Here is a 26,926-nt window from a genome sequence, read left to right as displayed (position 1 = left end):
AAAAGCACTTCAATTGAAGTGCTTTTTTTATGCCTTGAATTTATAGTCAGCATTTATGTTTGATTGGTCAAAGCATCGAATACGATCTTGCCATTATTGATGGTGAGTACGGGGCGACCGTAAAGTTTATTACCGATAAATGGTGAGTTGCGGGATTTAGACGCGAAAAAGTCAGCGCTAACTTCAAACGAATTATCGAGATCGAGTAATACAATGTCCGCTGTGCTGTCTTGGATCAGCCTGCCGCATTTAATATTGAACAAGGCGCCTGCTTGTTGGCTCATCAGATCGATACATTGGGTGAGCGTGATTTGCTTGGTCTTTACAAAATGGGTGTAAATTAACGGGAAAGCAGTTTCTAAACCAATGATCCCAAATGGTGCTTGCTCAATAGGCAATGACTTTTCGTCTGGCGAATGGGGCGCGTGATCGGTGGCAATGGCATCGAATACGCCGTCGATTAGCGCTTGTCGGCATGCCATCATGTCCTCTCGACTGCGCAGTGGTGGATTCATTTTCCAGTTCGCATCGAGAGTACCATCTGGCTTTTCTGGAATGTCTTCATCGCATAATAACAGGTGATGCGGCGAGACCTCCGCAGTAACCTTGAATCCTTGAGCTTTGGCCTCTCGCAAGGCGTCTATTGACGCTTTAGTCGATACGTGAAGTGCATGGTAATGGGCATGAGTTTTCGCGGCTAATTGACAGCCTCTAGCGACATGAACTGCTTCGGAGCTAGCATCTATTCCTTTGATGCCGTATTTGTCAGAAACCTTACCTAGATGAATTGCACCACCATTTGATAGGGATTCATCCTCACTGTGATCAAGAATTGGTAGGTCAACCTCTTTGGCGTTAATGAGGGCGCGTTCAAATAATTGATCGTCTTGTACCCCTTTGCCATCGTCGGTAATTGCCACAGCACCAGCCGTTTTTAGGGCTTTGAAATCAGTAAGCGTTTTGCCTGCAAGGCCAACTGATAACGCACCTGTTGGGTGGACTTTGCAGATCCCCACTTCTTGCGAACGCTGTTTCATATAGGCCACAACATCTGGATTATCCGCTGTCGGCGAGGTATTAGGCATTGAAACAACTTGGGTAAAGCCACCTTGCGCTGCGGCTTTGGAACCTGAAGTTATATCTTCTTTGTATTCTTGTCCGGGCTCGCGAAAGTGTACTTGAGGGTCAACAAGACCGGGTGCTAAAAACAATCCAGTGGCATCGATTTCATGATCAAAATCTCCACACGGGCGGCTGGCTGAGATTAACTCTATAACATCGTCTTGAATACTCAGATTGACAGTTAGCTGACGATCTTCTTGAAAGCCCAATAGCTTAGCGTGGGTTGCGGCGTTTTTAATAAGTAGTTTCATTGCTGAATATAAAATAGTCGTGAAATTGTGGTTTTAAATGTTATATTATAACAATTGGTTTTACTACGACGGAGAAGATAAAAATGAAAATAGCATCGCAGGCATTCGTCGCGCTGGTTGGAATTTTGATGATAGCAACGCCTTTTGCTGGTGAACACGTGCACGATAAAGGCAAAGTATTTATTGTACAGGAGCACGATGAATTGCAGATTCAATTTGAAATCCCTGCAATTAACGTCTTCGAATTTGAGCATCGCGCGCAAACTGCTAAACAAAATCAACGGGTATTAGCTTTCCTAGACTCATTAGCTAAGCCTGAACGCTTTATTGAAATTAAGGATTCTTGCCAACTTACTAGTAGCCAAGAGCAGTTCTCTGAGCATTATTTGAAGGGCGAAGTCCATAAACATCAGCACCAACATCATCACGATTCTCACGAGCACAGTGATGTTGTGTTTAGTTTTCATTATAAGTGCGCTGAAATGGCGACTTCATTTTCCTTTACCGTATTTGAACAGACGCATCACTTGCACAGCCTGACAGCTCAGTGGATTACAAATAAGGGACAAGGAAGTGAGGAGCTTTCATCAAAAAATTCAAAGCTAAATTGGTAATTTTTTACAGCATATACTCATAGAAATGATCGAATTTTAAAGTGTAAGCAGAGCTACCTAATGCGTGATCTTTTGATGATATTTCCATAGTGCCTTCAAACCAAAACGCGATGTATAAATCCTCGACGACGATACCCTCATCGAGTTTGACGAAAATCATTTGATTTGGCGGTGGTGGCGGCATATGGAGGCAGGCACCAAAGTAAGGAACGATAAAAAACTCTGTCACACGATGGTATTTGTCATGATTTAATGGCACCACAAAGCCCGGTAATTTCACGCGTTTTCCTTTTAGTGTTTCGACAACCTTGCTTGAATTCATCGCCTCAAAAAAACGTTTAGCCGCAGGATCATTTTGAGTAAGGGAATCGATGGCATCTAATCTGTCTAATGTCGAGCCATCGGCAATGTCCATGATGGAATTTGGAGGGTTGAGAATAGCTTCGAGATCTTCTTTGGGCATTAAAGCATCCCATTCTAGCGTTTCATAGGTGGGATTTTTCGCGGCTTTTTTATCATTAAACGCCTGAGTTGGCAGACAAAATAAAACAGCTATTAACAAACAAATCAGATTGAAATAGCGTGATGTAATAAATGTCATTATGTGAATTTCTCGATTGGCTATCTTGCTTTAATTGTAATGTTATAACAAAATGTTGCGCAAATAAACTAATTAGCTAGTCGCAAAGGCGTGTTTTAAGATGAGCAGTCCAGTAATCGAATTCGACAATGTTACCTATAGCTATCCGCAGTCTAACCGCGTATTGAACATCGAACACTGGCAAGTGCATCAGGGGCAAAAGCTATTTCTTGCTGGGGACTCTGGTTGCGGTAAATCAACGCTGCTTAATGTGATAAGTGGCATTCTGATGCCGACAAGTGGTAGCGTTTCGGTACTGGGCCAGCTGTTAAATCAATTATCATCGTCCAAGCGAGATGTTTTTCGAGCGCAGAATATTGGCGTTGTTTCTCAGTCCTTTAATCTAATTCCCTATCTTTCTGTACTTAAGAATATAGAACTTGCTTGCTATTTTGCGGCAAGTAAAACGCCTGACTTAACGACACGAGTGCAGACTATGTTATCACGGTTACATTTACCCGCTGACGTTTTGCATCATCCGGTTACTCGGCTAAGTGTTGGGCAGCAGCAACGAGTTGCTATCGCGCGAGCTCTGATAAATAAACCTCGTTTACTGTTGGTGGATGAGCCTACTTCGGCACTTGATAAAGGCGCTGCACAAGCCTTTATTAAACTATTGCTAGAAATCGCTGATGAAGAGGGCGCCACGATGCTTTTTGTTAGTCACGATAGCCTCTATTGCGATAAGTTTGATGCCGTTATTGCATTCGATAGTCTTAATACTCTCCATGCCAAGGAGACGTTATCGTGCTAATTTCCCTTGCCAAAGACAGTTTGATAAGCCGCAAAAAAACAGTCTTGTTAACACTGGTGTCTTTAACCGTAAGTATGGTGGTGTTGTTTGGTGTTCAGCATTTGCAATGGCAATTAAAGGAGAGTTTTAACCGCACGAACTCTGGTACCGATTTAATTGTTGGAGCGCCTAGTGGGCCATTAAATTTATTGTTATATACTGTGTTCCGTCTTGGGCAGCCAACGAACTCAATTAAATATCAGAGTTTTATTGCCCTTGAGAATAAGCCAGAAGTTAAGTGGGCTATTCCGTTAGCGCTTGGCGATTCACATCGCGGTTATCGCGTATTGGGCACCAATAACACTTATTTTGAACACTATGGTTATGGTGAACAGCAAAAATTAGAGCTTGTGGCGGGGAAGGTATTTAATAACATTTTTGATGTAGTGCTTGGCGCTGAAGTCGCTGCTCGCTTAGATTATAAAATCGGTGACAAGATAATCGTTGCTCACGGTATCGGTAACACCAGTTTTAGTAAGCACAAGCACGCTCCGTTGAAAGTTACAGGTATTTTGCAGCCGACGGGGACGCCCGTGGATAAAACGGTACATGTGACCCTTGATGCGATTACCGCTATTCACTTACCACCAACCTTATTATTTAAAAAACTCGCAGCGCCTAAGCCACTGTCGATGCCACCGCGTGAGCTAAGCGCGGTAATGCTCGGACTTGAGAGCAAAATGGCGGTGTTTAAATTGCAGCGCCAAATCAATAATTATCAAGCGGATCGCCTGATGGCTATACTCCCCGGTGTTGCCATGAGTCAGTTGTGGCAAATTACCGATGGTGTTGAAAGTGCGTTAATGCTAATTGCTGCGCTTGTCGTGGTGTCATCGTTTTGTGGATTAACCACCATGTTATTAGCATCGATTAATGAGCGGCAGGGCGAAATAGCAGTATTACGTGTGCTAGGGGCAAGACCGTGGCAGGTAACCGCGTTAATTTTCGCCGAAGTGTTATTAATTACCGCACTTGCTTTAGCTATCAGTATATCTGGGCTGGTGGTTGCTTTAACCTTGTTTAAACCTTGGTTAGCCAGCGAGTTTGGCTTGTTTATTAGCAGTAATATCCTGTCGAATAACCTGCTGTTAACTGCGGCTGGTATTGTAATTACTGCAATAATTGCAGCAATAATCCCTGCGTTTTCTATCTATCGAAAAGCGCTCCATCAGCAGCTGAGTTAGTCCCTTGGATCAAAAATTAGTAACCAAAGAGTAAATCACCATGAATAACTATACCGATGTAGCGCTAGAATTTGAGCGCTGGAATAACGCGCTGCAAACAGGCTGTCCTGAAACAGTCGCTAAGCTTTATCACAAAAGCGCGATTTTATTACCGACGATATCTAATAAAATGCGCACCAATATCGAGGAAATTGAAGACTATTTTGAGATTTTCTTGCCACTAAAACCACAAGGCAAAGTGTTAAGCTCCAACACTCGAGTCGTGGGTGATATTGGTATTAATTCTGGTATTTGTCAGTTTAACTTAGAAGGGCAGGGAGAGGTTCAGGCGAGATATACCTTTGTTTATCAGTGGATTGATAATTGTTGGCAAATCATTGAGCATCATTCATCGAGAATGCCAGAAGCGGTAAGTTAACCGCTTCTGACTGCTTAATCACTTATTTTTCAAGCTCCAATAGATGTGTGCGATAGTTACTCAAAACACCACTTGTTTGATAAGCGCTACCTTTGCTAAATGCATTGATAAAACTGTCGTAGCTTGATGCACTGTCACTGGCAAACATTTCAACATGTAGCGTTTCAATGGTGGCGATATCGCGTTTGATATAACTGTATTTCTCTAGCGTATCGGCAACAGGCAATTTACCAGCCATTGGGCCATATACATGCCAAGTGGTTGGTATTTTACCGCTTGATTGCGGATGGTCTGCATTCACCTTAGTGGTGAAATGGATAGCGCTGTAACCGTCCACTTTACTGTAATCGTAACTGCCATCGGCGGATACTTCTGAGAAAATAACTGTGTCGACTACTGGCGCTTCTAAAGCAGGTGTTAAGGCGACAGTATCTTCGTATTGAGCGCTTAATCGCGTGTGGAAGCTTTTGACAATGACTTTGCCAACAATTGACACTGACTCTTGGTGCACATTGACTGCTTGACCATAGTAAGTTGCGTTGTCACTTTGCGCATGATTATCAAACACAATCGTCTGTGAGTCGTTTTGTTTAGCTGTAAAATCAAAATGCAGTTTATTATCGATTAACTGGGCCGTAGTTAGCTGTTGTAATTTTGTATGATCAACATCTAGGGCAATGGCAATTGCGTTGGTATTTAAGCGCCAGTTTTCACCGGGTGTGGCATCGAAACTGTTGCTAAAGCCAGAAAACGCCGTGAGGTTGTCTTGGCTATTAGTTGCAACAACCATGAATGATTCATTTGGCCATGCTTTGTCGCTTTCTCGGCACACTTCAACATCGCTAAAACGGGCATTACTGGCATCGATTACTGCCGCAGAGGCAAATGCTGCTGAGCTAGCGAGTTTGTCCACTGAACTTACTAGCGAATAGGAAAGATCGAGATCTTGCGTTTGACACTGACAACTCGAATCATCGCTTAGTTGAGGATTTTCAAAGACGACTGTTGCTTGGCTAGCGCTATTTACATCGATAAAAGAGCGTAACTCGACATTGGCTACGTTGCCATTATTTAGTTGCTCTTTGGCAATGGTGTAATTGATGGTTTTATCGGTTGTCGTAATGGAAATTTGGCCGTTAGCATCGGTTTGATGTGAACTAACCAGCGCCCATTCACTGTCTTGAAGATAAAAATCTGCATTGGCAACAGGTTGCTCGACACCGCACTTATTTATGGTTTTAGCGTTTAAGGTGAAGGTATAAGTCGTTGGTGGTTTGAGACTGTCGCCAGAGCCACTGTCTGAGCCACCGCCACAAGCGATAAGTGTTGACGATAAAGCGATAGCGAGGGCTGACTTTGAGAAATTATTCATAATGTCCCTATTGTAAAATTGAGTAATAACAAGTGCAGGATTAAGGGGAAACTAGCCATAACATAATGGTGTAAAACAGACCAATACCAGCACCAATACCTAAGATCCATTTAAACCCTTGTTTCCCTTGGCTTAGCTTCCAGCCCTTAGCATTGAGATAGAGCGCCCATAAAATGCAAAGAATAATTGGGATTAAGAATATTTTTGTAATCATGAATCTATTATCATTAGGCAAATTGATATCGTCACTTTAGCAAAATGTCTTTACATGAGCTACTGCTAAACCTATTACTTAGGCGATTAAAACTTATTACTCAAGGAATTACCGCATGTCTGATTGTTCAATCCCATCTGTTTACTCCGCCGTTGAATTTCATGAATTCGGAGAGCCCGACAAGCTGAGTTATGTCCAGCGAGAGACAAAGGATTTAGCCAGTACACAAATTCGTGTTAAAACCCTTGCAACATCAATTAATCCAATCGACTTTAAAACCCGTCAAGGGCTTGGTTGGGCAGCGCAAGAAAATGCCGACAAGCTGCCAATGGTGCTGGGGTATGATGCCTTGGGCGAAATCGTTGAAATAGGTGCTGATGTTTCTGAATTCGCCATTGGCGATAAAGTCGTCGGCTTTGTTGGTTTTCCGTTAGATGCAGGTTGTTATAGTCAGTATGTCGTAGCCACTAGCGATGAGCTGGTAAAGGTTGAGCGCAGCTACAATGCGTTAGCGGCATTGCCACTAGCAGGGTTAACTGCTTATCAAGGATTATTCGAACACGGGAAATTAAAAGCGGGTGAGACGGTCTTAATCAGCGGAGCTAGCGGTGGCGTTGGTTATCTCGCAGTGCAACTAGCCCTTAATGCGGGGGCTAAAGTTATTGCAGTAGCCAGTAAAGCAAGCGGTGATAAGTTACTAGCCTTGGGTGAAGTTACGCTGATCGATTACAGTGATGCGAGCGTATTTGAAACGCTGCCAGCAATCGACTTGTGGTTTGATTTGATCGGCGGTGAACCAGCTATATTGCAACTTACTGCAGCTAACGAGCTAGAGCGTCTAGTCACAGTGCCAACAGTGAGTAAAGATTTTGTCTGTGACAGTGTATTAGGCAAGGCGACTAGCGCACTGGGCATGTTAGTGAAAAACGATAAACAGCAGCTGACTAAATTGGTGCACGCGGTTGAAAATAATGAGTTACGTCTCAATATCGCCAAGTACATGCCGTTAGCACAAGCGAGCGCTGCACATCAACTCGCTGAGTCAGGCGCTGCTGGTGGCAAAATCGTGTTGACAACTAACTAATGTTAATCACGCTGTTCGTAGCGAGCTTCTTGGCGGCAACTATATTGCCCGGCGGCTCAGAAGCGTTATTGTTGGTTAATCTAAATCAACGACCAGATTTAGTGATATGGCTTGTTGTTATGGCGAGTGTTGGCAATACGCTAGGCAGCGTAACCAGTTACGGTTTAGGGGCGATTGGCGCCAAGAAACTGAGTGAAAAACAGCTAAATTCTAAGGCGGCACTGTGGGTTAAACGCCATGGCGTTTATTCATTGTTACTCAGTTGGCTGCCGCTGATTGGTGATGTGATTTGCATTGCTGCTGGTTTGTTTAAGTTGCCATTGTGGCGCAGTATTTTGTTTATTGCTATCGGTAAAACGACACGCTATTGCATTGTTGCCACTTTATATTTCGCCGCTTGATGTCTTTTGTTACACAAGTCGCTTGTTGCACTAAACTGGCAATGATAGAGTCGTGTCTGCGACGTTGAATATAAGTAGAGAAAAATTTTGATAAATTGTTATAAAGACAAACTCTCCCAATTAAAAGAGCCTAAATTCGCGCCAATTTTTACGCAAATACAACGTGGCATAGAGCGCGAAGCCTTGCGAATGAACGACAAAGCTGAGCTGTCGGATAAGCCACACGCAAAGGCGCTAGGCTCTGCATTAACCCACGGCGATATCACTACAGATTATGCCGAAACTCTACTGGAATTCATTACCCCTGTTCACAACGATATTGATGAATTGGTGGACTATTTGGCTGATTTGCATCGTTACACCTTAGATAATATCGATGATGAATTGCTATGGCCGATGAGTATGCCGTGTATGGTAGCCAATGAAGATGACATTGAGCTAGCCAATTACGGCACATCAAACGTTGGTCAAATGAAGCACATTTACCGCCAAGGTTTAAAGAACCGTTATGGCAGTTTGATGCAGGTGATTTCTGGACTGCATTTTAACTATTCATTAGGTGATGATGCTTGGCCTGTACTGCAACAGTTCTTCAAAGATGACAATCAGTTACAAGATTTTCGCTCTACTCGCTACTTCTCGTTAATTCGCAACTTCCACCGTTTAGGTTGGGTCATTCCATATATGTTTGGCGCATCGCCTGCACTGTGTGGTTCATTCATCAAGAATGGCATGCCGTATGATTTTGAAAAACTCGGTAATGGTACTTATTACCTGCCATACGGCACTAGTCTTCGCTTAAGTGATTTAGGCTACACCAATAGCGAGCAAGACAATTTATCTATCTGTTATAACGATATCGAAAACTACGTCAACTCAGTTAATAACGCTATTTCTATGCCATCTGAAAAGTTTGAAAAGATCGGTATCAAAGAAAATGGCGCATACAAACAGCTCAACTCGAACGTACTGCAAATTGAGAATGAGCTTTACGCACCAATTAGACCTAAGCGCGTAGCTCGCTCTGGCCAAAAGCCGTCTGAAGCACTAAAAGAAGGTGGCGTTGAATATATCGAAGTTCGTTCTCTAGACGTTAACCCATTTGTTAATGTTGGCATCGACAAAACGCAAATCAAATTCCTTGATATGTTCTTGATGCACTGCATGTTATGGCAAGACAAACCGATGAGCCAAGAGCGACGCCAACAAAAGGTTCGCAACTTAAATAACGTGATTTTAAATGGCCGTCAGCCTGGCTTAATGCTTGAAGAAGGTGATGACGAGATTTCATTACAAGATTGGATGACACGCTTATTTGATGCGCTAGGAAGTATCGCTGAGTTATTTGACCACCACAACGGTGGCAACGAATACCGTGCTTGTTTAGACGAGTTGCGCCCTATGGTGAATGACCCAGAAGCAACCTTGTCAGGTAAGTTAATGGCATTGCTCAAAGAAAATGAGCTTGATAACACTCCGTTTGGTGTGGCGCAGGCTCAGAAATTTAAGCAGCAGTTTAGTGAGCGTGAATATCAACGATTGTCGCCACAAATCTTGCGTCAACGCGCCGAGGAATCCTTGCGTGAACAAGCGGAAATTGAAACGGCAGACACCCTGTCAATCGATGAGTATCTAGCAAATTATTTTGCTAAATAACCAATTAATTAGCCAAGGACAGCCCATTGATGAAACAAAGATTGTCGCGCCTGTTACCCCTTAAAATATGCTTGGCTTTTGTGGTGCTAATCAGTAGTGGTTGCGCCACCTCACCGCCTGCTAATCCAGAAAATATCTGTGCGATTTTTAAAGAGCATGACCATTGGCATGAAGCCGCTTTAGATACTAAAGCCAAATGGGGCGTGCCTGTTCACGTGCCTATCGCCATGATGTACCAAGAGAGTTCTTTTAAGAGCGATGCTCGCCCGCCAATGCGCTATTTCCTCGGCTTTATTCCTTATGGTCGTGCAAGCTCAGCTTATGGTTATGCCCAAGCTAAAACCATGACTTGGGATGATTATGTGCGTGAAACTGGCAACAGCTGGGGCGATCGTAATGACTTTGCCGATGCGATAGATTTTATGGGCTGGTTTATTTATAAAACGCATAAAATCAATGGCGTTTCTAAATGGGATGCCTATGGCCAATACCTTAATTATCACGAAGGTTGGGGCGGTTATAAGCGCAAGAGCTATAATAAAAAACCGTGGCTGAAGAAGGTGTCGAAAAAGGTACAAGCACGCGCTAAGCGCTACGCAGGGCAATATGCCAAGTGTAAGGACGATTTGTCTGATAGCTGGTGGTAGCTTTTTCTAAAATTCATTATGTTAGAACAACAATTATCGCAAACCTTTGGTTTTGATCAGTTTCGCATTGGTCAGCAGCCGGTGGTTGAAGCTATTTTACGTGGCGAAAGTGCTGCTGCTATTTTTCCAACTGGTTCGGGTAAATCCCTCTGTTATCAGTTTCCAGCAACCCAACTCCCTCATCTAACCCTCGTTATCTCGCCGTTATTGGCTTTGATGCAAGATCAGTTAGCGTTTTTGCATAGTAAAGGCATTGCAGCTGGGACAATCGATTCCACACAAACGCCGCAGCAGTCGCAACAGGTGATGAGTGATGTGCGCGATGGCCGTTGCAAGATCTTAATGGTCTCTGTTGAGCGTCTTAACAACGAACGTTTCAGGCAGTTTTTATCTAGCGTGCCTATTTCATTATTGGTGATTGATGAAGCTCACTGTATTTCAGAATGGGGGCATAATTTTAGGCCGGATTACTTAAAACTGCCCCGTTATCAACGTCAGTTTAATATTCCTCAAGTCTTGCTGTTAACGGCGACTGCTACTGAAAAAGTTGTGGCAGATATGGGGCGTAAGTTCGCTATCCATGAGCAAAATATTACGCTTACTGGTTTTTATCGCTCGAATCTAAATTTAAATGTGGTGGGCTGTGAGTCTGATAAGCGATTGTCAACACTTAGCCAATGGCTAACACCGCGCCGTCAGCAATGTGGTGTCGTGTATGTGACCTTGCAAAAAACAGCGCAAACACTAGCGGCTGATTTAGCGGCGCAAGGCTTTAATGCTATTGCCTATCACGCAGGTATGGACAGCGATGAGCGCGCGCGTATTGTTAGCGATTTTATGAACTCCACTAATCAAATAATCGTTGCCACAATTGCCTTTGGGATGGGCATTGATAAGAGCGATATTCGCTTTGTTGCCCATTTCGATATGCCAAAATCGATTGAAAACTATGCCCAAGAAATTGGCCGTGCGGGACGTGATGGCATGGCGAGTGATTGTTTAGTGCTGGCGAATCGCGACAATCTTAATGTGCTGCAAAACTTTGTTTACGCTGATACGCCTTCGCGTGAAGCGATCAAGGTGGTATTAGATCAAATTCGTCAGTATCAAACCAGCGGTCAATGGGAAGTCATTGAAAACGCATTATCCAGCGATGCCAACATTCGGCCACTCACCTTAAAAACACTCTTGGTATATTTAGAATTACTTAATGTTATTAAACCGAGCTACAGCTATTTTGCCCAGTACAAATACAAGATACTGTCTTCGCAAAGTGACATCACTGGCCGTTTTGACGGCGAGCGCGCGCGTTTTATTCAGGCGATATTTGATGCCTCTAAACACGCGCGTGTGTGGTCGGTATTAGATTTTGATACCCTCTATCAGCAATATGGCAGTGAGCGCTCGCGAGTTATTGCGGCGTTAGAATATTTGCAGGAGCAGGGCGCTATTGAGCTGCACACAGCGAAAATGACGCAAGTCTTTCAAATAAATCCTAAGGTATTTGACGGCGAAGCATTGGTGGAAAAACTGTGCGCCAAGTTTGAAGACAAAGAAGTGAGTGAAATTAATCGCATTGAGCAGCTGATGGCATTTTTCGAAAGCGATCTTTGTTTATCGCAGTCGTTATCGCGCTATTTCTCGGATAACAGCCTAACCCAAGCCTGTGGTCATTGCAGCGTGTGTGCTGGTCAAGTGGCGGTGATGCCACAGCCTAAAGCATTAACACCATTAGCGAGTTTCGATTACGGACAACTGACCAGTGAAATTACCCTCAAGTATCGCGAGCACACCGAGCTAGCTATTAGCGTGAGTTTACTGGCGCGTTTTCTTTGTGGTTTAACAACGCCTATTTTTACAAAGCTTAAGGCGCGCTCAATGCCCCATTTTGCTGCGTTAGAAGCCTATCCATTTGCCGAGGTAAGACAGTGGATTGACGAGCAAATTCGCCACTAATGATAGCGCTAAATCCAGAGTGGAAAATATTAACCATTGGCGATGGCGACTTGTCGTTCTCAGCTGCGTTATCTGGGCAAGTAGCGCCATCGCAGCTAACTGCCACTGTCTATGATGATAAATCCGTTTTAGCCAATAAATACGGCTTGACTCATTTTAAGCGTCTCACAGAAAAGGGCATTAATGTGCAAGCTTCTGTTGATGTCTTAAATCCCGATACATGGCATGGTATTGAGCTTGGCCAATATGACGCGGTGATATTTCAATTCCCCCTAATCCCCAGTGATTTTTCTGCCAGCGAATTTGCGAAATTGTCGCAAATCGGCTCCACCAATACCTTAAATCGCTGGTTACTTCGATCCTTTCTCAAGCATTGTTTTAGCTATTTTTTGTCGCAAACAGGTGCGCGCCTTGCCGTAATTACCTCAAAAGATGTGAAACCTTATCGGCAGTGGAATATTGAAACCAGCCTCTGTCACGAGCTAGCTGTTAACTATCTGGGGCGCTGTGAGTTTGATATCTCTATGTTTGATGGCTATCTGGTGCGCAATGTTGATCGCGATAAGTTTGTTAAAGACACGCAAGGTTATAGTTATGTGTTTAGCGATAGAGCGCAAGCGCACTTAAATCTCGAATTACCAGATTATTGCACTGAGCAAAACTATTGCGCCATGTGCCGGGTTGGACCGATTGAAACACAATTGGATTGGCAAGCGCATTTGGCCTCAAAACGTCATCGACAAATGATGACGTTTGAGGCGCAGTGGCAAGACTGGCTAACTAAATTTGAGGAGTAATTAGGTTTGAGGGCTAATCTCTTTCTTTGGACTCTTCGCTACCATCGTCGATTAAGTCAACCCATTCACCTTCTTTCGGTTTATCGCCTTCACTAATGGCTTCAACAATGTCGGAGGCCACTTCAGGCACCACATCTACCACGGCGCCAGCAACTTCGGCGGCGTTTTCAGGGGCGACTTCTGCAAGACGCTGCACTAACTCTACCGCTAACTCTGATTCGTTTTCTTGCTGCGCGCTATCGATAATAGGTGAATCTGGCTCGTGGAAGTTTGTGGCCAGTTCGCTCGCAATATCGACTGCTGCTTCGGGTAAGTTATCGGCAATCGCAACCGCAACCTCCACCGCCTGCTCTGGCGCCGACTCCCAAATTTGTGAAGCAATTTCTAGCGCTTCTTCTTCGCTGGTATCATCTTCACGGTCGGCTGGACGTAGCGCTTGTTGCTCGTCACTAATGACCTGCGCGTAATATTGGGCAACTTGAATCGCAGACTCAGGTGCATGTTCAACGGCCACTTTGGCCATTTCGCTGCGCAGCTCTGGCAGTGATTCAGAGATTTGCTGTGCTACATTAACCACTTGTGTTGGGTGCCATTGCGCCAGCTTAGACACTAAATCATAAGCGTGATCAGGATTGGTTGTGACTAATGCTTGGGTAATTTCAGGCATTTGGAATGGCGATGCTTCTTGCATTACTTCGTAAAAACGCAATACATCAATGCCGTCAACGGTAGCAATAGCACGCGCAATTTCAACACCCGATTCTGGATTGTCTAGCGCAATAGCACGGGCCATTTTTACGGCAGCAGCGGGATCGAGCTCGGCAAGATCTTTAGCGGTTTTAGCTTGGCGAGATAATTTCGGCTCTGGCTCAACAAATTGAGTACGCGGATCGAGAGCTGGAGAGGCTGTGGCGGCAACCACGGCGCTTTGCATAACAAAGGCCTCTTGCTCTTCAACTGGCAGCGCTTTACGCACACTCATGCGATAAAGAACAAAGCCCGCCAAGAACAGCTCGATTAGGATAATGAAATAGAATAGAGAGTTAGCGCCGATTGATTTCATGATTAGCGAGCTGGTGTAAGGGCCAATAACCCCGCCGATTGATTGCACTAAAATCATGGTGCCCATTGCCGCCACCATCTCACTCTGCTTGAGTTTATCTAGTGTTTCAGAAACGCTAAGGGGATAAAGACACGCAAGGGTGCCACCGGTGATTAAAGTTGCGAGCACAAGCACACTTGATAATCCATCGCCTGATGACATTGTCACTAAGAAAGCGGTTACTAAAGACAGACTAATCATGCCTAATAATACGGTACGACGGTCGTACTTATCGGATAAATACCCCACTGGAAATTGCATAATAAAGGCGCCAAAAATCGCAAATCCCATGTAGAGGGATAAATCAAAGGCAATGATATTTGAGGATTTAGCAAAAACTGGCAATAAGTTAAACATAGAGGCGTAAACAATGCCTGAAATAAAACAGGTCATCATACCGAGTGGCGAGATTTGCACCAGCCGTTTAATGGACATGGAGGCAACATCTTCTACTTGAGGCCCTTTATGTCGGCTCAGCACCACTGGCGTTACCGCCATACATAAGAAAATACCCGCTAAAACAAAGAGCACACTTTCTTGAGGATCGGCGGCGTTCATTAAAAACTGACCTGCAAATAATCCAAATAGTGCGGTGCCGTGATAGACCGACAGTAACTTTCCGCGATTTTCTTCAGTCGCGCTATCGCTAAGCCAGCTTTCCATCGCGGTAAACGCACAGGCATTACAAAAACCAAGTAAAACTCGCATTAAGCCCCACAACACAGGGTCTGTGTATAGGCTGCACACTAAAATACTCACCGCACTCAACGCGACACAGCCTGCGAACATTCGAATATGGCCAGATTTTTTAATTAAGTTTTTACTGTAAATCGCCCCGATGATAAGGCCGACGAAATACAGCGATAGCACCATACCTATCGTGTCGGTATTCACACCATCGAGTCCCATGCGTACTGGGAGTAATACGTTAATGAGTCCGTTGGCAAAAAACAGAATAAAGCAGCTCACAAAGAGTGAGATTAGGGAGATAAGCGTGGTTTTCACTGTTATCCTTGGTCAGTTGGTGGTGAGGAATTAAGTATATTGTATATTATCTCAGGGTTTTGTTTAAAAAGCATGACACACTGTGAGCAAATACAATATTGATTAGCACCTTTAGCGCTAACTAATAGCTGAAGCTCTTTTGGAATATCTGTATTCATGCACCAACATTGCTGCGGTGTATCAACTTGACAGTAATTAGACTGGTTACATATTGGGCATTGCAGCATAAGCATTTCCACACAAGTTCACGAAAATGATCAATGTCATCTTGAGATTAGTACTTTGTAATTGAACCTGTGTTTATTAGTTGTTATCGTGACCGCGAGAATTATAAAACCGAAATTTAAGTCGGTGAATAGGCAGTTGAGGTCCAGATGTTAAGTAGTATAGCCGCTATTACTATTCCTTTGTTATTGTTGTTATTTATTACGTTTTTTATTTTCGATAACAATCGGAAAAAGCGTATTGCTGAAGCTAAACAAGCATTAAATTCTCGAGTAAGCGATAGTAAAAACAGTTATAAAATCGATGTTGAACGATTTTGTGACGAAACTAGTTTACCGAAAGTCGTACGCGATAAACTCTACACTGTAGCGAATAACTTTTTCGTTTATCAAAGTATCAACGAGGACAATGTCGCAGTCTTTGAAATCGCGACGAGTAAATTATCAAAGAGCTTTGCCGATCTATTGCATCACTTCAATGAGTACGATGATTTAGAAACTGTACACGAGCGTATCGAACTCTTTGTCGATAACTTGCCAACTCAACCTCGCGGATATAATGCTGGATTTTATCAAAATAGTCTGACAACACTTAATCACCTTTTGATGATTCCGGAAGAGGCGTTAGTTGATAAAGATGAAGATTCAGAACAGCCGTCTGACGATAAAGCACTTAATGATGAAGTCGTCGCACCTGAGCCAATTGCGGAAGAATCAAGCTACGATCAAGCACGCAGTGCCTAGTTCGATGGAATTAACAGCGTTTTGCGTGAAAACTAGTCGCTTGAAAGATATTTGAAAAAAAGCCCTTTACCTTCACCTGTGCTTATGTATAATTCACCTCGTTCGCAGGGGTGTAGCTCCAATTGGTAGAGCGCCGGTCTCCAAAACCGGATGTTGTGAGTTCGAATCTCTCCACCCCTGCCAATCATATTCAATGAAAAAGCCGATGATTTATCATCGGCTTTTTTGTTTTTGGACGGTAGTGTTTAGTAAGTAAAGATGTTGTGAGTTCGACTTCCTCAAACACTGGCTCCATCCCTGCCAATTAAATTCCACGAAAAAGCCGAAGCAGTTACGCTTCGTTTTTTTTGTTTTCGGAAGGCTGAGTTTATGAGTGAAGGTGCTGTGAGTTTGATCTTTTTGATTAATGTTTCCGACGACTATCTTTCTCTAGCCCTTATCGCTGGCTTTCATATTTCTTCCAAGCTATCTAAATGATAATTACCCAATATCAATAAACTAAGACCACTTAGGTGAGATAATTGGCATTGAACTAGCAATAATGACTGATTTTATAATTGAAATTAGTCGTAATTTATTTCATGCTGGTATTTCATCAACGCTCTTGTTGATGACTATTTTTGACCCCTCGCCATTAGGATGGAAACTCTATGGAGATATTTGCGCAACTAAAGCAAGCTTATCTTATTGTTTGTCAAAAGGATCTGGCACTTCTATATGTTAACCCAGCTGCGCAGTCATTATTGGGGTTAAGTCATCCGGAAATCGAAAATGAAGACTGGCAGCAGAGTTTTGTTCCTGCGCTTAGTGATTTGTCACCTGTTTTGTATAACAACCGCAGCATTAAAATGGAGTCGTCTCCTGTCGATATTGGAGATCGACCAGTATTGGCCATCGCTCTTGAGCTAGTGGAAGAGTCAGTTCAGTGTGTCGACTATTTCTATAGTTTGTTAGATAACCTAGGTGCCTACGTTTATTGCAAGGATAAGGACTATCACTACACCTATGCTAATCAGCAGGTTTACCAGTTATTTGGACTTACCTCTGATGAGATTATTGGTAAGACAGATTGTGATTTGTTTGGCGAGGAGTCGGGAAAACGTCTGCGCGAAATTTATGATTATGACGTAATTGAAAAAGGCAAAGTAATTAAGCAAGAAGAGTGTAATTATCTCCCTCATCTACACGAGCACCGTTATTATCTATCGATTAAAAAGCCGCAATATGACTCAGACGGTGTTATCAATGGCCTATTAGGTATTTCACTGGACATTACCGAGCAAAAGCGTTTAGAAAAGCAGATATTCGATAACGAGCAAAAACTTGCAACTATCTTAGATAATGCTGGCGCTTATATTTTTATTAAAGATCGTGACTATCGCTTTAAGTACATTAATAAGCGCACTAGTGAGCTGTTTCAGAAACCTGAAGATGAAATCCTCGGCAAGAATAACATTGAGTTGCTCGGTGAAAAGCAGGGCGAGGAATTCATGCGCACCGATCGCCAAGTCTTTGCAACTGCCAAAAAGGTTACTTGTATCGAAACCTTCGAGTTGCCAGATACTACTTTGTATTACTGGACGGTTAAGATTCCATTGAAGAATGAAGCAGGGGAGATCGATCGCTTTATCGGTATTTCCACCGATATTACCGAGCAAAAAGAGTTGGAATACGATTTAATTAATTTGAATGTTTCACTCAATGAGAAAGTTGCTGAAATTACCTTACTTAAAGACGAGCTGCAAAAGCAAGCAGCAATGGATGTACTAACCGGATTACACAATCGTCGTCACTTTGAGCAATCAATCGAAGTGTTAATGGCACAGCGCGACACTGGCGCGCTGTCGTTATTGATTTTAGACGTCGATAACTTTAAACGCATTAACGACGATTTTGGCCATCAGGTAGGTGATGAAGTTTTAAAATTCTTAGCCAAGGTGATGAAAAACGCCTGCCGTGTTGGAGACCTAGTCAGCCGTTATGGCGGTGAGGAATTCTTAATTGCCTTGCCTAACACTGATATCGACAGCGGTTTTGTCAAAGCGGAGTGGATCAGGCAGCAATTTAGTGTGTTGTCCGCCAAAGAATTCCCTGAGTTGCCTCAACTTTCGATTTCTATAGGAGTCGCTGAGCTTGCAAATGCTAATGACTTCCATCAATTATTTAAGCAAGCCGACCGAGCGCTTTATCAGGCCAAGGGGCAGGGGCGAAATTGCAGTGTCGCGGCGACCGCTTAGTCGCTTTTGATTACTGTCTTTTCAACGCTTATTCCTAGGCGTTTGGCCAAGCGCATCAGGTTGGATCTATCGGTATTTAACGTGCGTGCGCTAGCTGCCCAATTCCCAGTGTGCTGGGTGAGCGCCTCTTGGATAATTTTACGCTGAAATTGATTAGTCGCGAGTTTTAAATCTGTCACAGACGCTGTCTGCGTATTAGTTTGAACTGCGGTGCTAACCATAGGTTCATTGACAAGTTCACCAGCGTCTAACGCATTGATTTTTATTGCAAATGGCGGCTTGTTTTGCGCTTTGGCTTTTAAGGTGGCTCGGTTTATAAAATGCTCTAATTCCCTGACATTTCCGGGCCATTGATATTGTTCAAGCGCGTCTAAAAAGTCGCTGCTCAGTGCTATTTGCGCCAAGCCTAGTTTTCGTTTTAACTTTTCACAAAAATAACCTGCTAATAGGTGAACATCGCCAATACGATCTCTCAGCGGCGGAACGCTCACTGGGAATACGCTTAAACGGTGATACAAGTCTGCGCGAAATCGCCCGTCTTCCACTTCTAGAGCCAAGTCACGGTTAGTGGCAGCTATAATTCGCACGTCGACAATTTCGACTTTGTCTTGACCAAGGGCTTGGATCTCATTGTTTTGTAATACACGCAGTAATTTGCTTTGTGCACTTAATGGTAGCTCGCCAATCTCATCTAAAAATAATGTGCCGCCGTTGGCAATGGAAAACTTACCAGCTCTGTTTTTTTCTGCGCCAGTAAAGGCACCTTTAACGTGACCAAATAACTCACTTTCTATTAGATTTTCCGGCAGTGCAGCGCAGTTTACATGCACTATCGCTGCTTGAGCACGTGATGAATTGGCGTGTATTGCGCTGGCCACTAACTCTTTGCCTACGCCAGTCTCCCCTTGAATGAGTACGGTAAATGGCGAGGGAGCAACAAGACGTATTTCGTTGTTTAGTTTGATCATTGCTGAGCTATTACCAATGATTTCACTGCTCTTAATATTACCCGGTTGCATGGCAAGTGTTTCAACAACTTGTTTGTTGTGCATTGCTTGCTTTTCTAGCAAGTCTAAGGTCATTGCGGTATTGAGGCTAACTGCAGCTAATGCCGAAATAATTTCAAGCGTGCGCTTGGCTATATTGTCAAAAACGTTTGGCTGGAGAGCATCAAGGGTAAGAACGCCGATAAGTTGTTGATCAAAATACAGTGGTAAGCCCATGCACGCGTGCACTGGCAAATCGCCATCGTGCTCAATTAATAATCCGTCATAAGGATCCGGCAGTGGGCTGGTGGCGCTAAAACGCACTGGATGTAGTGATTGGCAAATGGCTTCAAAGCGCGGGTGCTCATCAATGTGAAAACGGCGACCTAACACGTCGTTTTTTAATCCTTGTTGCACAAGAGGTGTCAGGGTGTCGTTATCAAATGAAAGCAGCGCTACAGCATCGCAAGTAATGGTTTTTCGCACCGTCGCTAACAATCTGTTAAAGCGATCTTTAGTGGTGAGGCTCGTTGCTAAATCAAGCGACAAGGCGAGCAATGAGTCAGAGGTAATTGGATGCATTAGCGTTCATTCGATAAATCATTTTGACCCAGTGTAGTCATATTGACTCTAAATTAAAAGTGTCATTATGACTCTATTATTGTTTTTGTCTATTTAAGTTGTTGATAATTAGTGATTATAAAAGTTGGCACTGGCGTTGCTATTAAAGCGTTAATTGTATTTGAAGTTACTTTATGGAGATATCCTAATGGCTAGCGCTATCGACATTCCTATTAAATCGGTTGTTGCTCTGAAAGATAAACACAAGCGATTGATCAAGTTTGCTAACAAAATTATGTTGGTGTCTCTGAGCTTTTTTCTGGCGTCCGTTTGGGTTTCTTATGGCATAGAGCAATCTCTAATCTTGGCAGCAGAAGTAGCAGCACATTTATTGACTATTATCAGTGCTGCGATTTTTAAGCTTGGCTATGCTATGCGTTGCGTCGGTGCATTTAATTTAGGACATAAGGCTTTTTAAAGATGGCAGTATTACAACCGCAGGATCCGCGTTTAGCGAGTGATAAGCCTCAGCATCAAGGGCTCGATAAGATTCTTAATCACGACTTTCTAAGTTTGGCATTCAGACCATTTTTCTTGCTAGCCGCTGGTGCTTCTGCGCTTAGCCTAATGATGTGGGTTGGTTTCTTTTTGGGTTATACCTTTCAAGATGATGCGTTTATGACACCGACAGTCTGGCATGTTCATGAAATGATTTTTGGTTTTGCTGCCACCGTCGCTGTTGGATTTGTCCTGACCGCGGTACAAACATGGACTAAATTACCAAGTTTATCTAAGGGCTGGGTGCTGACATTAGTTGTTATGTGGCTCGCCGTAAGAGCTGGTTTATACATTAACTCACAGGCCTCACTGACTATAGCTATCGTTGTTCAGTTGATTTGGTGGGTGATAGTCATCGGTGGGTTCTCAAGGTTACTTTTTAAAAGCGAGAACAAACGTAACTATGTGTTGATACCTGTTATTAGCGTAATAGGCGCGCTTAATATCGCCGTAATTACCAGCCCATTTTTTGTTGAGTCGCCACTAGTTACATTGCACATCGCGCGCACAGCTATTTTGATGTTTGTCATTTTGATGGGACTGATTGGCGGACGCGTAATTCCATTTTTCACAGCTTCTGGCGCCAGAGTTCCTGCACCACAATCGCCAAGTTGGTTAACACCACTAGTAGCTAGTGTATCAGTTATCGGCGTATTGATATTTTTCATCAGTGGGTTTGTAGAGTTACCATTTACGCCTGCTGCCATCATGATGTTAGGTGGTGCTTTACATTTGTGGCGCTTGAGTTTTTGGAAATCAGCCGTGACTTTTAAGATCCCACTGCTGTGGTCATTACATTTGTCTTATTTATTGATGGGGCTTGGTTTAATTGCTATCGGTCTGAGCTATCACCTTGATGGCTTAATGTTTAGCGATGCCTTACATTTGATTACGATTGGCGCGATTGGTTTGATGATTTTTTCAATGATGAGCCGCGTATCGCTCGGACATACTGGTAGAGCGTTGCAACCGAGCCGTTGGGTCAATCTGATTTATGCACTAATGGCGGGAGCAGCTTTTGTTCGCGTTATTATGGCAATTACTCACCACAACCTATGGGGCTGGATTATTAGCGCGGCAATGTGGGTTGTCGCCAGTGTAATATTCCTTGTGCTCTATAGTCCCATCTTGTGGCGTAACGAATCTTAATTCTTTCCTGAATTTCTAACTCTTTAATTTTTTTAATTGCATTGTTATGTCTTTCGTCGAAATGGCGAGGGGCAGAGGTGCGCCTTGTTTATTGTTTAGCTATTGGAGTCAAACATGCTAGAAGAACGTCATATCCCAATCATCAAAAGTACTATTCCGTTACTGGAAGATGCTGGACGTGGGTTAACGGAACATTTTTACACACGGATGTTTCGTGAAAACCCAGAAGTAAAACACATTTTCAATCTTACTAATCAGGCTACAGGTCGACAGCAGTTCGCTTTGTTTGAAGCTATTGCTGCTTATGCCAAGTTTATTGAGGATTTGCCTCAGCTAACAGGGGCCGTGGAGCGTATTGCGCAAAAGCATACCAGTTTTAATATTCGACCTGCGCATTATCAAATTGTGGGGCACCATTTAATTGAAACATTGCGAGAACTTGCACCTGAAGCATTCACTGCTGAAGTTGAAGAGGCGTGGACAGCGGCTTACGGTTTATTATCTAGCATCTTTATTGGTCGTGAAGGGGAGTTATATCAAGAACGTAAAGTCGCTAATGGCGGTTGGCAAGGGCGACGTAAATTTAAGGTTGTGGCAAAACAAATAGAATCGAAACTAGTCACTAGCTTTGTATTCGAGCCTGTTGATGGTGGTGCAGTATTGAGCTATGAAAGCGGACAATATTTAGGATTAGAAGTTAAACCGCAGCAGAGTGAATATCGAGAAATTCGCCAATATTCAATTTCTCAAGCGGCCAATGATAGTAATTATCGAATTAGTGTAAAACGCGAACTCGGCGGCGATACCCCACAAGGTTTGGTGTCTAATTATTTACATGAGCACATTGAAGTAGGTGATGTTATTGATTTATATCCTCCCGCCGGCGATTTCTATTTTGTCGATCGTCAATCGCCAGTTGTTTTACTTTCTGCTGGTGTTGGTATAACACCAATGCAATCGATGTTAGAAACCTTAGCCAAGACAAAGTACCAACACCCTGTGAGCTTTTATCACGCCTGTGAAAATAGCGAGCAACACTCGTTTAATAAGCAAAATAAAGAAATTTGTGATGAACATGGTTGGGACTATAAGGTTTGGTATCAATCTGGCGCGCAGAGTGATAGCCATATCGCTAGTGGTTTTATGCACTTTGAAGTGAGGGCGTTGCCGATTAATGATGGCCATTTTTATTTATGTGGACCTGTTGGCTTTATGCAATTTGCTAAGCAAGAATTAATGGCAAAAGGCGTTGATGAATCACGCATTCATTATGAAGTATTTGGCCCACATGAATCGTTGTAGATCACATTGTTAATTATATTGCTAAAAATTAAATTGTGAACAATTTATTTTTTGATATGATGCTGGTTATCAAATTAACGCCACCCTTTTGGTGGCGTATTAAAATTAGGTAACTATTATGAGCCAATCAATTCACGAGTTTTCAGTTAATACTATTACCGGCGAGCAAGTGTCGCTTTCTCAATATGAAGGGCAAGTTGTTTTAGTTGTTAATACGGCAAGTCAATGTGGTTTTACTAAGCAATATGCTGGTTTAGAAAGCCTTTATAAAGCCCATAAAGATCAAGGGTTGGCGGTACTTGGTTTTCCTTGTAATCAATTTGGTGAGCAAGAAAAAGGTGATAGCGACGAAATTTCACAATTTTGTGAGCTTAACTTTGGCGTGACCTTTCCATTGTTTGAAAAAATCGAAGTCAATGGCGACAATGCTGCGCCGTTATATAACTACCTTAAAGATAACGCCCGCGGCATCTTGGGTTCTAAACGTATCAAATGGAACTTCACTAAGTTTTTAGTCGGTAAAAATGGCAAGGTATTAAAGCGTTATGCGCCAACGACTAAACCAGAAGCCATTGCTGCCGATATCGAAAAATTACTGTAATTAAAGCGACTATAGATATGGCAAATCATCCAGAATTAGCCTTGGAAAATCAGCTGTGTTTTGCACTTTATAATGCAAGTAGAGCAATGACTAAGACATATCAACCTCATCTTAAAAAGTTGGGACTTACTTATCCACAATACGTTGTGATGCTATCTCTTTGGCAATATGGTGTGACTAACGTTAAAACCCTTGGCGAACGATTGTCTTTAGACTCCGGCACGTTAACACCGCTGTTAAAACGTTTAGAGGCTAATGAATTAGTCAGTCGCAAGCGCAACAGCGATGACGAGCGAGTAGTGGAAGTGTTTTTAACGTCGCAAGGTCAAGCACTAGAACAAGATGCACTGACAATGCGCCAAGAAATGCTGTGTAACGCGCAGGGAGATGTCGAGGCATTAATTAGCCTGAAAGAGCAATTACAGCAATTGACGGCAACCTTGTCTCAATAATTATTAGGTGAGATTTGAAATAAAAAGAGCGACTTAATCGTCGCTCTTTTTGTGTTTGTTAGTCATTACTTTTTAACAAAGACCACAGTTGACAGTGCAGGGACAGTTAAACTGTTTTTCTTGGCACTAGTACTGCGCAACGTCTTATCGGCACCTTGTTGTTGTACTGGGTGTAACTTGAATTTATCTGCATCTTTAAATGACAGTGACTGCTCACTTTCGTTGCTGTTAAAGATAACGACAACTGACTGCTGCTCTGTATTTGGCGCTGCATTAATTTGCATCGCGATAATGCCATCTTGCTGATCTATTCCGGTATTTAAAAAGCGCACTTGCTTGATGATTTCATCGGCTGTTTGCAGTCTGAAGATCGGGTTAGTCATGCGAATTTTTATGAACTCTTTAAACACACTATCGGCAAAAGCGATATCTTTTGGTTGTGGTGTATCTCGTCCTTCGTTGTTAGCGATTAGGGTTTTGATTAACTGCCAATTGGCGACGTCTTTCTCAGCTGGCGGTAAGCCAACATTGTAGTTATTACTTTGCTTGCTGAAATCGACTTTGTTAAACCAGTCGCCGTAATCATAGCTGTCGCGAAGGAATGATTTTGAGCGTAATAACTCACTGCCCATGTGAATAAACGGAATGCCCTGTGCAAGTACAGCATAAGACAGACTCTGATTGTGAATACGCACGCGATCTTCTGTGCTCATATCATATGGCAAGCGGTATTGGTTGTTGTCCCATAGCGTTTGATTATCGTGTTTCGACACATAGTTAATGGTATCGGCAGGATGCAGCGCATAGCCTGTTGGTTGGCCACCGTAAGGAATCATTTCCCCTGTTACTTGTTCACCTTTGGCGTTTTCTAAAGGAAAGTGACGTAAATTACCCGCGAGGCCAATGCGTAGTTGAGCCATCTTGTGACGGTAATCATCGCGATTTGGCGTTTGCGTTAATTCATTCGGTGATGTCACCAGTCCGCTGCCAATACCTTGGCTTTTGCGAATATCTAGTGCGGTAGCGTTAAAAGCGCCGCCGCGTACGGCATCGCGCAGACGATCGGTAAAGGTACCTATTTGCGTGCCGCCAAGCTCTAATTGGCTTGCTTGCACGAAACGCTGATTATTAGCAACTTCACCAAAGTTCCAACCTTCGCCGTAGAAGTAGTTGTCGCTATCAACGGCGTGAACTGCATCGCGTGCGCGCAGCATGGCATCTTTGGGTTGATGAGCCATTAAATCGAATCTAAAACCATCGATTTTATAATCGCGCGCCCACACCACTAAGGTATCCACCATTAGTTTGTCCATCATCGCGCGCTCGGTGGCGGTGTTATCGCAGCAGGTTGATTGCGCTATTTTGCCAGTAATAGGATCGAGGCGGTGATAATAATTAGGCACTATTTTATCTAACACGGCAGTACCAGAAAGGCCTGCTTGGTGAGTGTGGTTATAGACCACATCCATCACGACACGAAAGCCAAGCTCGTGCAGATTCATCACCATTTCACGAAACTCAACGATACGCGCACTGCCGTCAGGATCTTGGGCATAGCTGCCTTCTGGTACGGCGTAGTGATAGGGGTCGTAGCCCCAGTTATAGTTATCAAGTTGACGCATAGCGCTCACCACAGCTTGTTGATTGTCACTGGTTGCTGCTTGTTGTGATAAATGATCACGGATGGATTGCGTCTGATTGCTTTCTTTACATTGCTTCAGCGAAGTTACTTGCTGGCATAACTCTTTCATCGAAGAGTCTAGTGTTAATACGGTATCGTGATTTTCGTTAACGGTGCCGATATCAAACGCCGGGAGTAGATGTACTGTATTAATCCCAGCTTCTTTTAGCGATTTTAGGTGGTTAATACCATCGCTATTTTTTTGCGAAAAGGCGGCGTATTTCCCTCTGAGATTAACAGGCACGGTTTTATCGCTAGCACTGAAATCGCGAATATGCGTCTCGTAAAAGATGTTATCCAGTGAATTGTTAACCTTGACATCGGGTTGGTTATCCCAGCCTTTTGGTTTGGTGCTCGCATCATTGAGATCGACAACCTGTGATAGCTGACTATTGGTGGATAAGCTAAGCGAGTAGGGATCGCTAATCGTCAGTGTTTCCACACGTCGAGATTGTGGATGAAACACATTAAGCTGATACTGATAGTAGTGATCAGATAAATCATCTTTAGCTTTGTATGACCATGCACCAGTCTTATCATCAAATGTCATAACGTGTTGCTGCGCTGGCGCGCTTTTATCTTTACCGTAAACCAATACCGATACTTGCTGCGCAGTTGGTGCCCACAGCTTAAATTGGGTGTGGTGATCAATCGTAGTAGCGCCAAGATCTGTTAGTTCATTAGCATCGTTACTGCCTTGGGTGTATAGCGCATCGAGTAAATTGCCAAACTGCACTTGCGAAAAGCTAGCGCTTTTGCCCTCGTAACTTTGCTTAACCATTAATGGCTGTGTTAACCACTGTTTAATATCATCAGCTGATTGTGATAATTGATAGGCTTGAAAGTCTTTGAGGTGTGGAAATTGTTTGGCAATAGCTTCAGGTAATGTTGCCGTTGATAATTTAATGCGCTGTGGCGTATCGCCACCGACATACAAGACGGTGGTTGTCGCGTTACTTTGGGGTAATAACATTAAGTTTGGCGTCAACCAGTGAGCAGAAAAATCAGCGCTTGGTTGCGTGAATATCGTGTTGTCTATTTGCTGGGATGGTGTTGTAGCCATGCAGCCACTTAATCCTAAAACTCCCAACATGACCATGCTTAATTTTTTCATTATTACCCTTTTTATCATAAGCAACTATCTAGTCGTAACATGCTAATCAAACCAGCAATCG

Annotated in this window: 24 protein-coding genes and 1 tRNA gene; 18 read left to right on the top strand and 7 right to left on the bottom strand. The window is 43.3% G+C overall.

Annotation, left to right across the window (positions count from 1 at the left end):
• Positions 1 to 53: 53 nt before the first annotated feature.
• Positions 54 to 1,373 carry a dihydroorotase gene (locus MHM98_RS05955; protein ID WP_239438356.1) on the bottom strand — a complete coding sequence of 440 codons (1,320 nt, stop codon included), beginning with the start codon at positions 1,371 to 1,373 and terminating at the stop codon, positions 54 to 56.
• A gap of 83 nt (positions 1,374 to 1,456) precedes the next feature.
• Between MHM98_RS05955 and MHM98_RS05950 the strand changes: the two genes are divergently transcribed.
• Positions 1,457 to 1,987 carry a DUF2796 domain-containing protein gene (locus MHM98_RS05950; RefSeq protein WP_239438355.1) on the top strand — a complete coding sequence of 177 codons (531 nt, stop codon included), beginning with the start codon at positions 1,457 to 1,459 and terminating at the stop codon, positions 1,985 to 1,987.
• A gap of 4 nt (positions 1,988 to 1,991) precedes the next feature.
• Here the strand turns inward: MHM98_RS05950 and MHM98_RS05945 are convergent, their stop codons facing one another.
• Positions 1,992 to 2,588 (bottom strand): DUF3299 domain-containing protein, encoded by a 597-nt coding sequence (locus MHM98_RS05945; protein WP_239438354.1) that lies wholly within the window; start codon positions 2,586 to 2,588, stop codon positions 1,992 to 1,994.
• A 100-nt stretch (positions 2,589 to 2,688) separates the two neighbouring features.
• Between MHM98_RS05945 and MHM98_RS05940 the strand changes: the two genes are divergently transcribed.
• From MHM98_RS05940 to MHM98_RS05930, 3 genes are read left to right on the top strand one after another with little or no spacing between them, the layout of a single operon-like run.
• Positions 2,689 to 3,381, top strand: coding sequence for an ABC transporter ATP-binding protein (locus MHM98_RS05940; RefSeq protein WP_239438353.1), 693 nt, complete (start codon positions 2,689 to 2,691; stop codon positions 3,379 to 3,381).
• Positions 3,375 to 4,604 (top strand): ABC transporter permease, encoded by a 1,230-nt coding sequence (locus tag MHM98_RS05935; RefSeq protein WP_239438352.1) that lies wholly within the window; start codon positions 3,375 to 3,377, stop codon positions 4,602 to 4,604. The genes MHM98_RS05940 and MHM98_RS05935 overlap by 7 nt, the downstream gene beginning before the upstream one ends.
• A gap of 40 nt (positions 4,605 to 4,644) precedes the next feature.
• Positions 4,645 to 5,022: a DUF4440 domain-containing protein gene (locus tag MHM98_RS05930; RefSeq protein WP_239438351.1), complete on the top strand. Its 378-nt coding sequence runs from the start codon at positions 4,645 to 4,647 to the stop codon at positions 5,020 to 5,022.
• Positions 5,023 to 5,044: 22 nt separating this feature from the next.
• Here the strand turns inward: MHM98_RS05930 and MHM98_RS05925 are convergent, their stop codons facing one another.
• Together MHM98_RS05925 and MHM98_RS05920 are read right to left on the bottom strand one after the other, a co-directional pair.
• Complete coding sequence (locus MHM98_RS05925) at positions 5,045 to 6,394, bottom strand: hypothetical protein (RefSeq protein WP_239438350.1); 1,350 nt, start codon at positions 6,392 to 6,394, stop codon at positions 5,045 to 5,047.
• Positions 6,395 to 6,434: 40 nt separating this feature from the next.
• Positions 6,435 to 6,608: a hypothetical protein gene (locus MHM98_RS05920; protein WP_239438349.1), complete on the bottom strand. Its 174-nt coding sequence runs from the start codon at positions 6,606 to 6,608 to the stop codon at positions 6,435 to 6,437.
• A 115-nt stretch (positions 6,609 to 6,723) separates the two neighbouring features.
• On the opposite strand from MHM98_RS05920, the gene MHM98_RS05915 reads away from it, so the two are divergent.
• The 6 genes from MHM98_RS05915 (at position 6,724) to MHM98_RS05890 (ending at position 13,149) form a co-directional block, all read left to right on the top strand.
• Entirely contained in the window at positions 6,724 to 7,692 is a 969-nt protein-coding gene (locus MHM98_RS05915) for an NADP-dependent oxidoreductase (protein WP_239438348.1), read from the top strand.
• The gene (locus tag MHM98_RS05910; RefSeq protein WP_239438347.1) at positions 7,692 to 8,093 is read left to right on the top strand and encodes a YqaA family protein; all 402 of its coding nucleotides are present in this window, start codon (positions 7,692 to 7,694) and stop codon (positions 8,091 to 8,093) included. Before MHM98_RS05915 ends, MHM98_RS05910 begins: the two co-directional genes overlap by 1 nt.
• Positions 8,094 to 8,180: 87 nt before the next feature.
• Entirely contained in the window at positions 8,181 to 9,749 is a 1,569-nt protein-coding gene (gshA, locus tag MHM98_RS05905) for a glutamate--cysteine ligase (protein ID WP_239438346.1), read from the top strand.
• A 29-nt stretch (positions 9,750 to 9,778) separates the two neighbouring features.
• Positions 9,779 to 10,396: a hypothetical protein gene (locus tag MHM98_RS05900; RefSeq protein WP_239438345.1), complete on the top strand. Its 618-nt coding sequence runs from the start codon at positions 9,779 to 9,781 to the stop codon at positions 10,394 to 10,396.
• 18 nt (positions 10,397 to 10,414) lie between these two features.
• The gene (locus MHM98_RS05895) at positions 10,415 to 12,352 is read left to right on the top strand and encodes a RecQ family ATP-dependent DNA helicase (protein WP_239438344.1); all 1,938 of its coding nucleotides are present in this window, start codon (positions 10,415 to 10,417) and stop codon (positions 12,350 to 12,352) included.
• Positions 12,352 to 13,149, top strand: a complete 798-nt coding sequence (locus MHM98_RS05890) for a class I SAM-dependent methyltransferase (RefSeq protein WP_239438343.1) — start codon at positions 12,352 to 12,354, stop codon at positions 13,147 to 13,149. Before MHM98_RS05895 ends, MHM98_RS05890 begins: the two co-directional genes overlap by 1 nt.
• Before the next feature lie 13 nt (positions 13,150 to 13,162).
• On the opposite strand, the gene MHM98_RS05885 is transcribed toward MHM98_RS05890, so the two are convergent.
• Positions 13,163 to 15,256 carry an MFS transporter gene (locus MHM98_RS05885; RefSeq protein WP_239438342.1) on the bottom strand — a complete coding sequence of 698 codons (2,094 nt, stop codon included), beginning with the start codon at positions 15,254 to 15,256 and terminating at the stop codon, positions 13,163 to 13,165.
• Positions 15,257 to 15,630: 374 nt separating this feature from the next.
• Between MHM98_RS05885 and MHM98_RS05880 the strand changes: the two genes are divergently transcribed.
• From MHM98_RS05880 to MHM98_RS05870, 3 genes are all read left to right on the top strand, one after another.
• Entirely contained in the window at positions 15,631 to 16,224 is a 594-nt protein-coding gene (locus MHM98_RS05880) for a hypothetical protein (protein WP_239438341.1), read from the top strand.
• 106 nt (positions 16,225 to 16,330) lie between these two features.
• Positions 16,331 to 16,407: transfer RNA gene (locus tag MHM98_RS05875), tRNA-Trp, on the top strand.
• 467 nt (positions 16,408 to 16,874) lie between these two features.
• Positions 16,875 to 18,461, top strand: a complete 1,587-nt coding sequence (locus tag MHM98_RS05870) for a diguanylate cyclase (protein WP_239438340.1) — start codon at positions 16,875 to 16,877, stop codon at positions 18,459 to 18,461.
• Here the strand turns inward: MHM98_RS05870 and norR are convergent.
• A complete protein-coding gene (gene norR, locus MHM98_RS05865; RefSeq protein WP_239438339.1) occupies positions 18,458 to 20,029 on the bottom strand; it encodes a nitric oxide reductase transcriptional regulator NorR in 1,572 nt (523 codons plus the stop codon). The two genes, MHM98_RS05870 and norR, sit on opposite strands and share 4 nt — an antisense overlap.
• Before the next feature lie 187 nt (positions 20,030 to 20,216).
• Here norR and MHM98_RS05860 point away from each other — a divergent pair, with 187 nt between their 5' ends.
• The 5 genes from MHM98_RS05860 to MHM98_RS05840 all read left to right on the top strand — a co-directional run bounded on the left by MHM98_RS05860 (position 20,217) and on the right by MHM98_RS05840 (position 24,070).
• On the top strand, positions 20,217 to 20,486 hold the full coding sequence (locus MHM98_RS05860; protein ID WP_239438338.1) for a hypothetical protein: 270 nt from the start codon (positions 20,217 to 20,219) through the stop codon (positions 20,484 to 20,486).
• 2 nt (positions 20,487 to 20,488) lie between these two features.
• Entirely contained in the window at positions 20,489 to 21,715 is a 1,227-nt protein-coding gene (locus MHM98_RS05855; RefSeq protein ID WP_239438337.1) for an NnrS family protein, read from the top strand.
• Positions 21,716 to 21,829: 114 nt separating this feature from the next.
• The gene (hmpA, locus tag MHM98_RS05850; RefSeq protein WP_239438336.1) at positions 21,830 to 23,017 is read left to right on the top strand and encodes an NO-inducible flavohemoprotein; all 1,188 of its coding nucleotides are present in this window, start codon (positions 21,830 to 21,832) and stop codon (positions 23,015 to 23,017) included.
• A gap of 118 nt (positions 23,018 to 23,135) precedes the next feature.
• On the top strand, positions 23,136 to 23,618 hold the full coding sequence (locus MHM98_RS05845) for a glutathione peroxidase (protein ID WP_239438335.1): 483 nt from the start codon (positions 23,136 to 23,138) through the stop codon (positions 23,616 to 23,618).
• A 17-nt stretch (positions 23,619 to 23,635) separates the two neighbouring features.
• Positions 23,636 to 24,070, top strand: coding sequence for a MarR family transcriptional regulator (locus MHM98_RS05840; protein ID WP_239438334.1), 435 nt, complete (start codon positions 23,636 to 23,638; stop codon positions 24,068 to 24,070).
• Between the two features lie 65 nt (positions 24,071 to 24,135).
• On the opposite strand, the gene pulA is transcribed toward MHM98_RS05840, so the two are convergent.
• Positions 24,136 to 26,865, bottom strand: coding sequence for a pullulanase-type alpha-1,6-glucosidase (pulA, locus tag MHM98_RS05835; RefSeq protein ID WP_239438333.1), 2,730 nt, complete (start codon positions 26,863 to 26,865; stop codon positions 24,136 to 24,138).
• Positions 26,866 to 26,926: the final 61 nt, after the last annotated feature.

Source organism: Psychrobium sp. MM17-31 (assembly GCF_022347785.1).
In the GTDB taxonomy this organism is placed as follows: Bacteria; Pseudomonadota; Gammaproteobacteria; order Enterobacterales; family Psychrobiaceae; genus Psychrobium.
This window is presented reverse-complemented; position numbering and strand designations above follow the sequence as displayed.

Bases quoted from the DNA above. Each gene is read 5' to 3' on its own strand.
- MHM98_RS05955 (WP_239438356.1), bottom strand. From the start codon at position 1,373: ATGAAACTACTTATTAAAAACGCCGCAACCCACGCTAAGCTATTGGGC.
- MHM98_RS05950 (WP_239438355.1), top strand. From the start codon at position 1,457: ATGAAAATAGCATCGCAGGCATTCGTCGCGCTGGTTGGAATTTTGATG.
- MHM98_RS05945 (WP_239438354.1), bottom strand. From the start codon at position 2,588: ATGACATTTATTACATCACGCTATTTCAATCTGATTTGTTTGTTAATA.
- MHM98_RS05940 (WP_239438353.1), top strand. From the start codon at position 2,689: ATGAGCAGTCCAGTAATCGAATTCGACAATGTTACCTATAGCTATCCG.
- MHM98_RS05930 (WP_239438351.1), top strand. From the start codon at position 4,645: ATGAATAACTATACCGATGTAGCGCTAGAATTTGAGCGCTGGAATAAC.
- MHM98_RS05925 (WP_239438350.1), bottom strand. From the start codon at position 6,394: ATGAATAATTTCTCAAAGTCAGCCCTCGCTATCGCTTTATCGTCAACA.
- MHM98_RS05920 (WP_239438349.1), bottom strand. From the start codon at position 6,608: ATGATTACAAAAATATTCTTAATCCCAATTATTCTTTGCATTTTATGG.
- MHM98_RS05915 (WP_239438348.1), top strand. From the start codon at position 6,724: ATGTCTGATTGTTCAATCCCATCTGTTTACTCCGCCGTTGAATTTCAT.
- MHM98_RS05910 (WP_239438347.1), top strand. From the start codon at position 7,692: ATGTTAATCACGCTGTTCGTAGCGAGCTTCTTGGCGGCAACTATATTG.
- MHM98_RS05900 (WP_239438345.1), top strand. From the start codon at position 9,779: ATGAAACAAAGATTGTCGCGCCTGTTACCCCTTAAAATATGCTTGGCT.
- MHM98_RS05895 (WP_239438344.1), top strand. From the start codon at position 10,415: ATGTTAGAACAACAATTATCGCAAACCTTTGGTTTTGATCAGTTTCGC.
- MHM98_RS05890 (WP_239438343.1), top strand. From the start codon at position 12,352: ATGATAGCGCTAAATCCAGAGTGGAAAATATTAACCATTGGCGATGGC.
- MHM98_RS05880 (WP_239438341.1), top strand. From the start codon at position 15,631: ATGTTAAGTAGTATAGCCGCTATTACTATTCCTTTGTTATTGTTGTTA.
- MHM98_RS05870 (WP_239438340.1), top strand. From the start codon at position 16,875: ATGGAGATATTTGCGCAACTAAAGCAAGCTTATCTTATTGTTTGTCAA.
- norR (WP_239438339.1), bottom strand. From the start codon at position 20,029: ATGCATCCAATTACCTCTGACTCATTGCTCGCCTTGTCGCTTGATTTA.
- MHM98_RS05860 (WP_239438338.1), top strand. From the start codon at position 20,217: ATGGCTAGCGCTATCGACATTCCTATTAAATCGGTTGTTGCTCTGAAA.
- MHM98_RS05855 (WP_239438337.1), top strand. From the start codon at position 20,489: ATGGCAGTATTACAACCGCAGGATCCGCGTTTAGCGAGTGATAAGCCT.
- hmpA (WP_239438336.1), top strand. From the start codon at position 21,830: ATGCTAGAAGAACGTCATATCCCAATCATCAAAAGTACTATTCCGTTA.
- MHM98_RS05845 (WP_239438335.1), top strand. From the start codon at position 23,136: ATGAGCCAATCAATTCACGAGTTTTCAGTTAATACTATTACCGGCGAG.
- MHM98_RS05840 (WP_239438334.1), top strand. From the start codon at position 23,636: ATGGCAAATCATCCAGAATTAGCCTTGGAAAATCAGCTGTGTTTTGCA.
- pulA (WP_239438333.1), bottom strand. From the start codon at position 26,865: ATGAAAAAATTAAGCATGGTCATGTTGGGAGTTTTAGGATTAAGTGGC.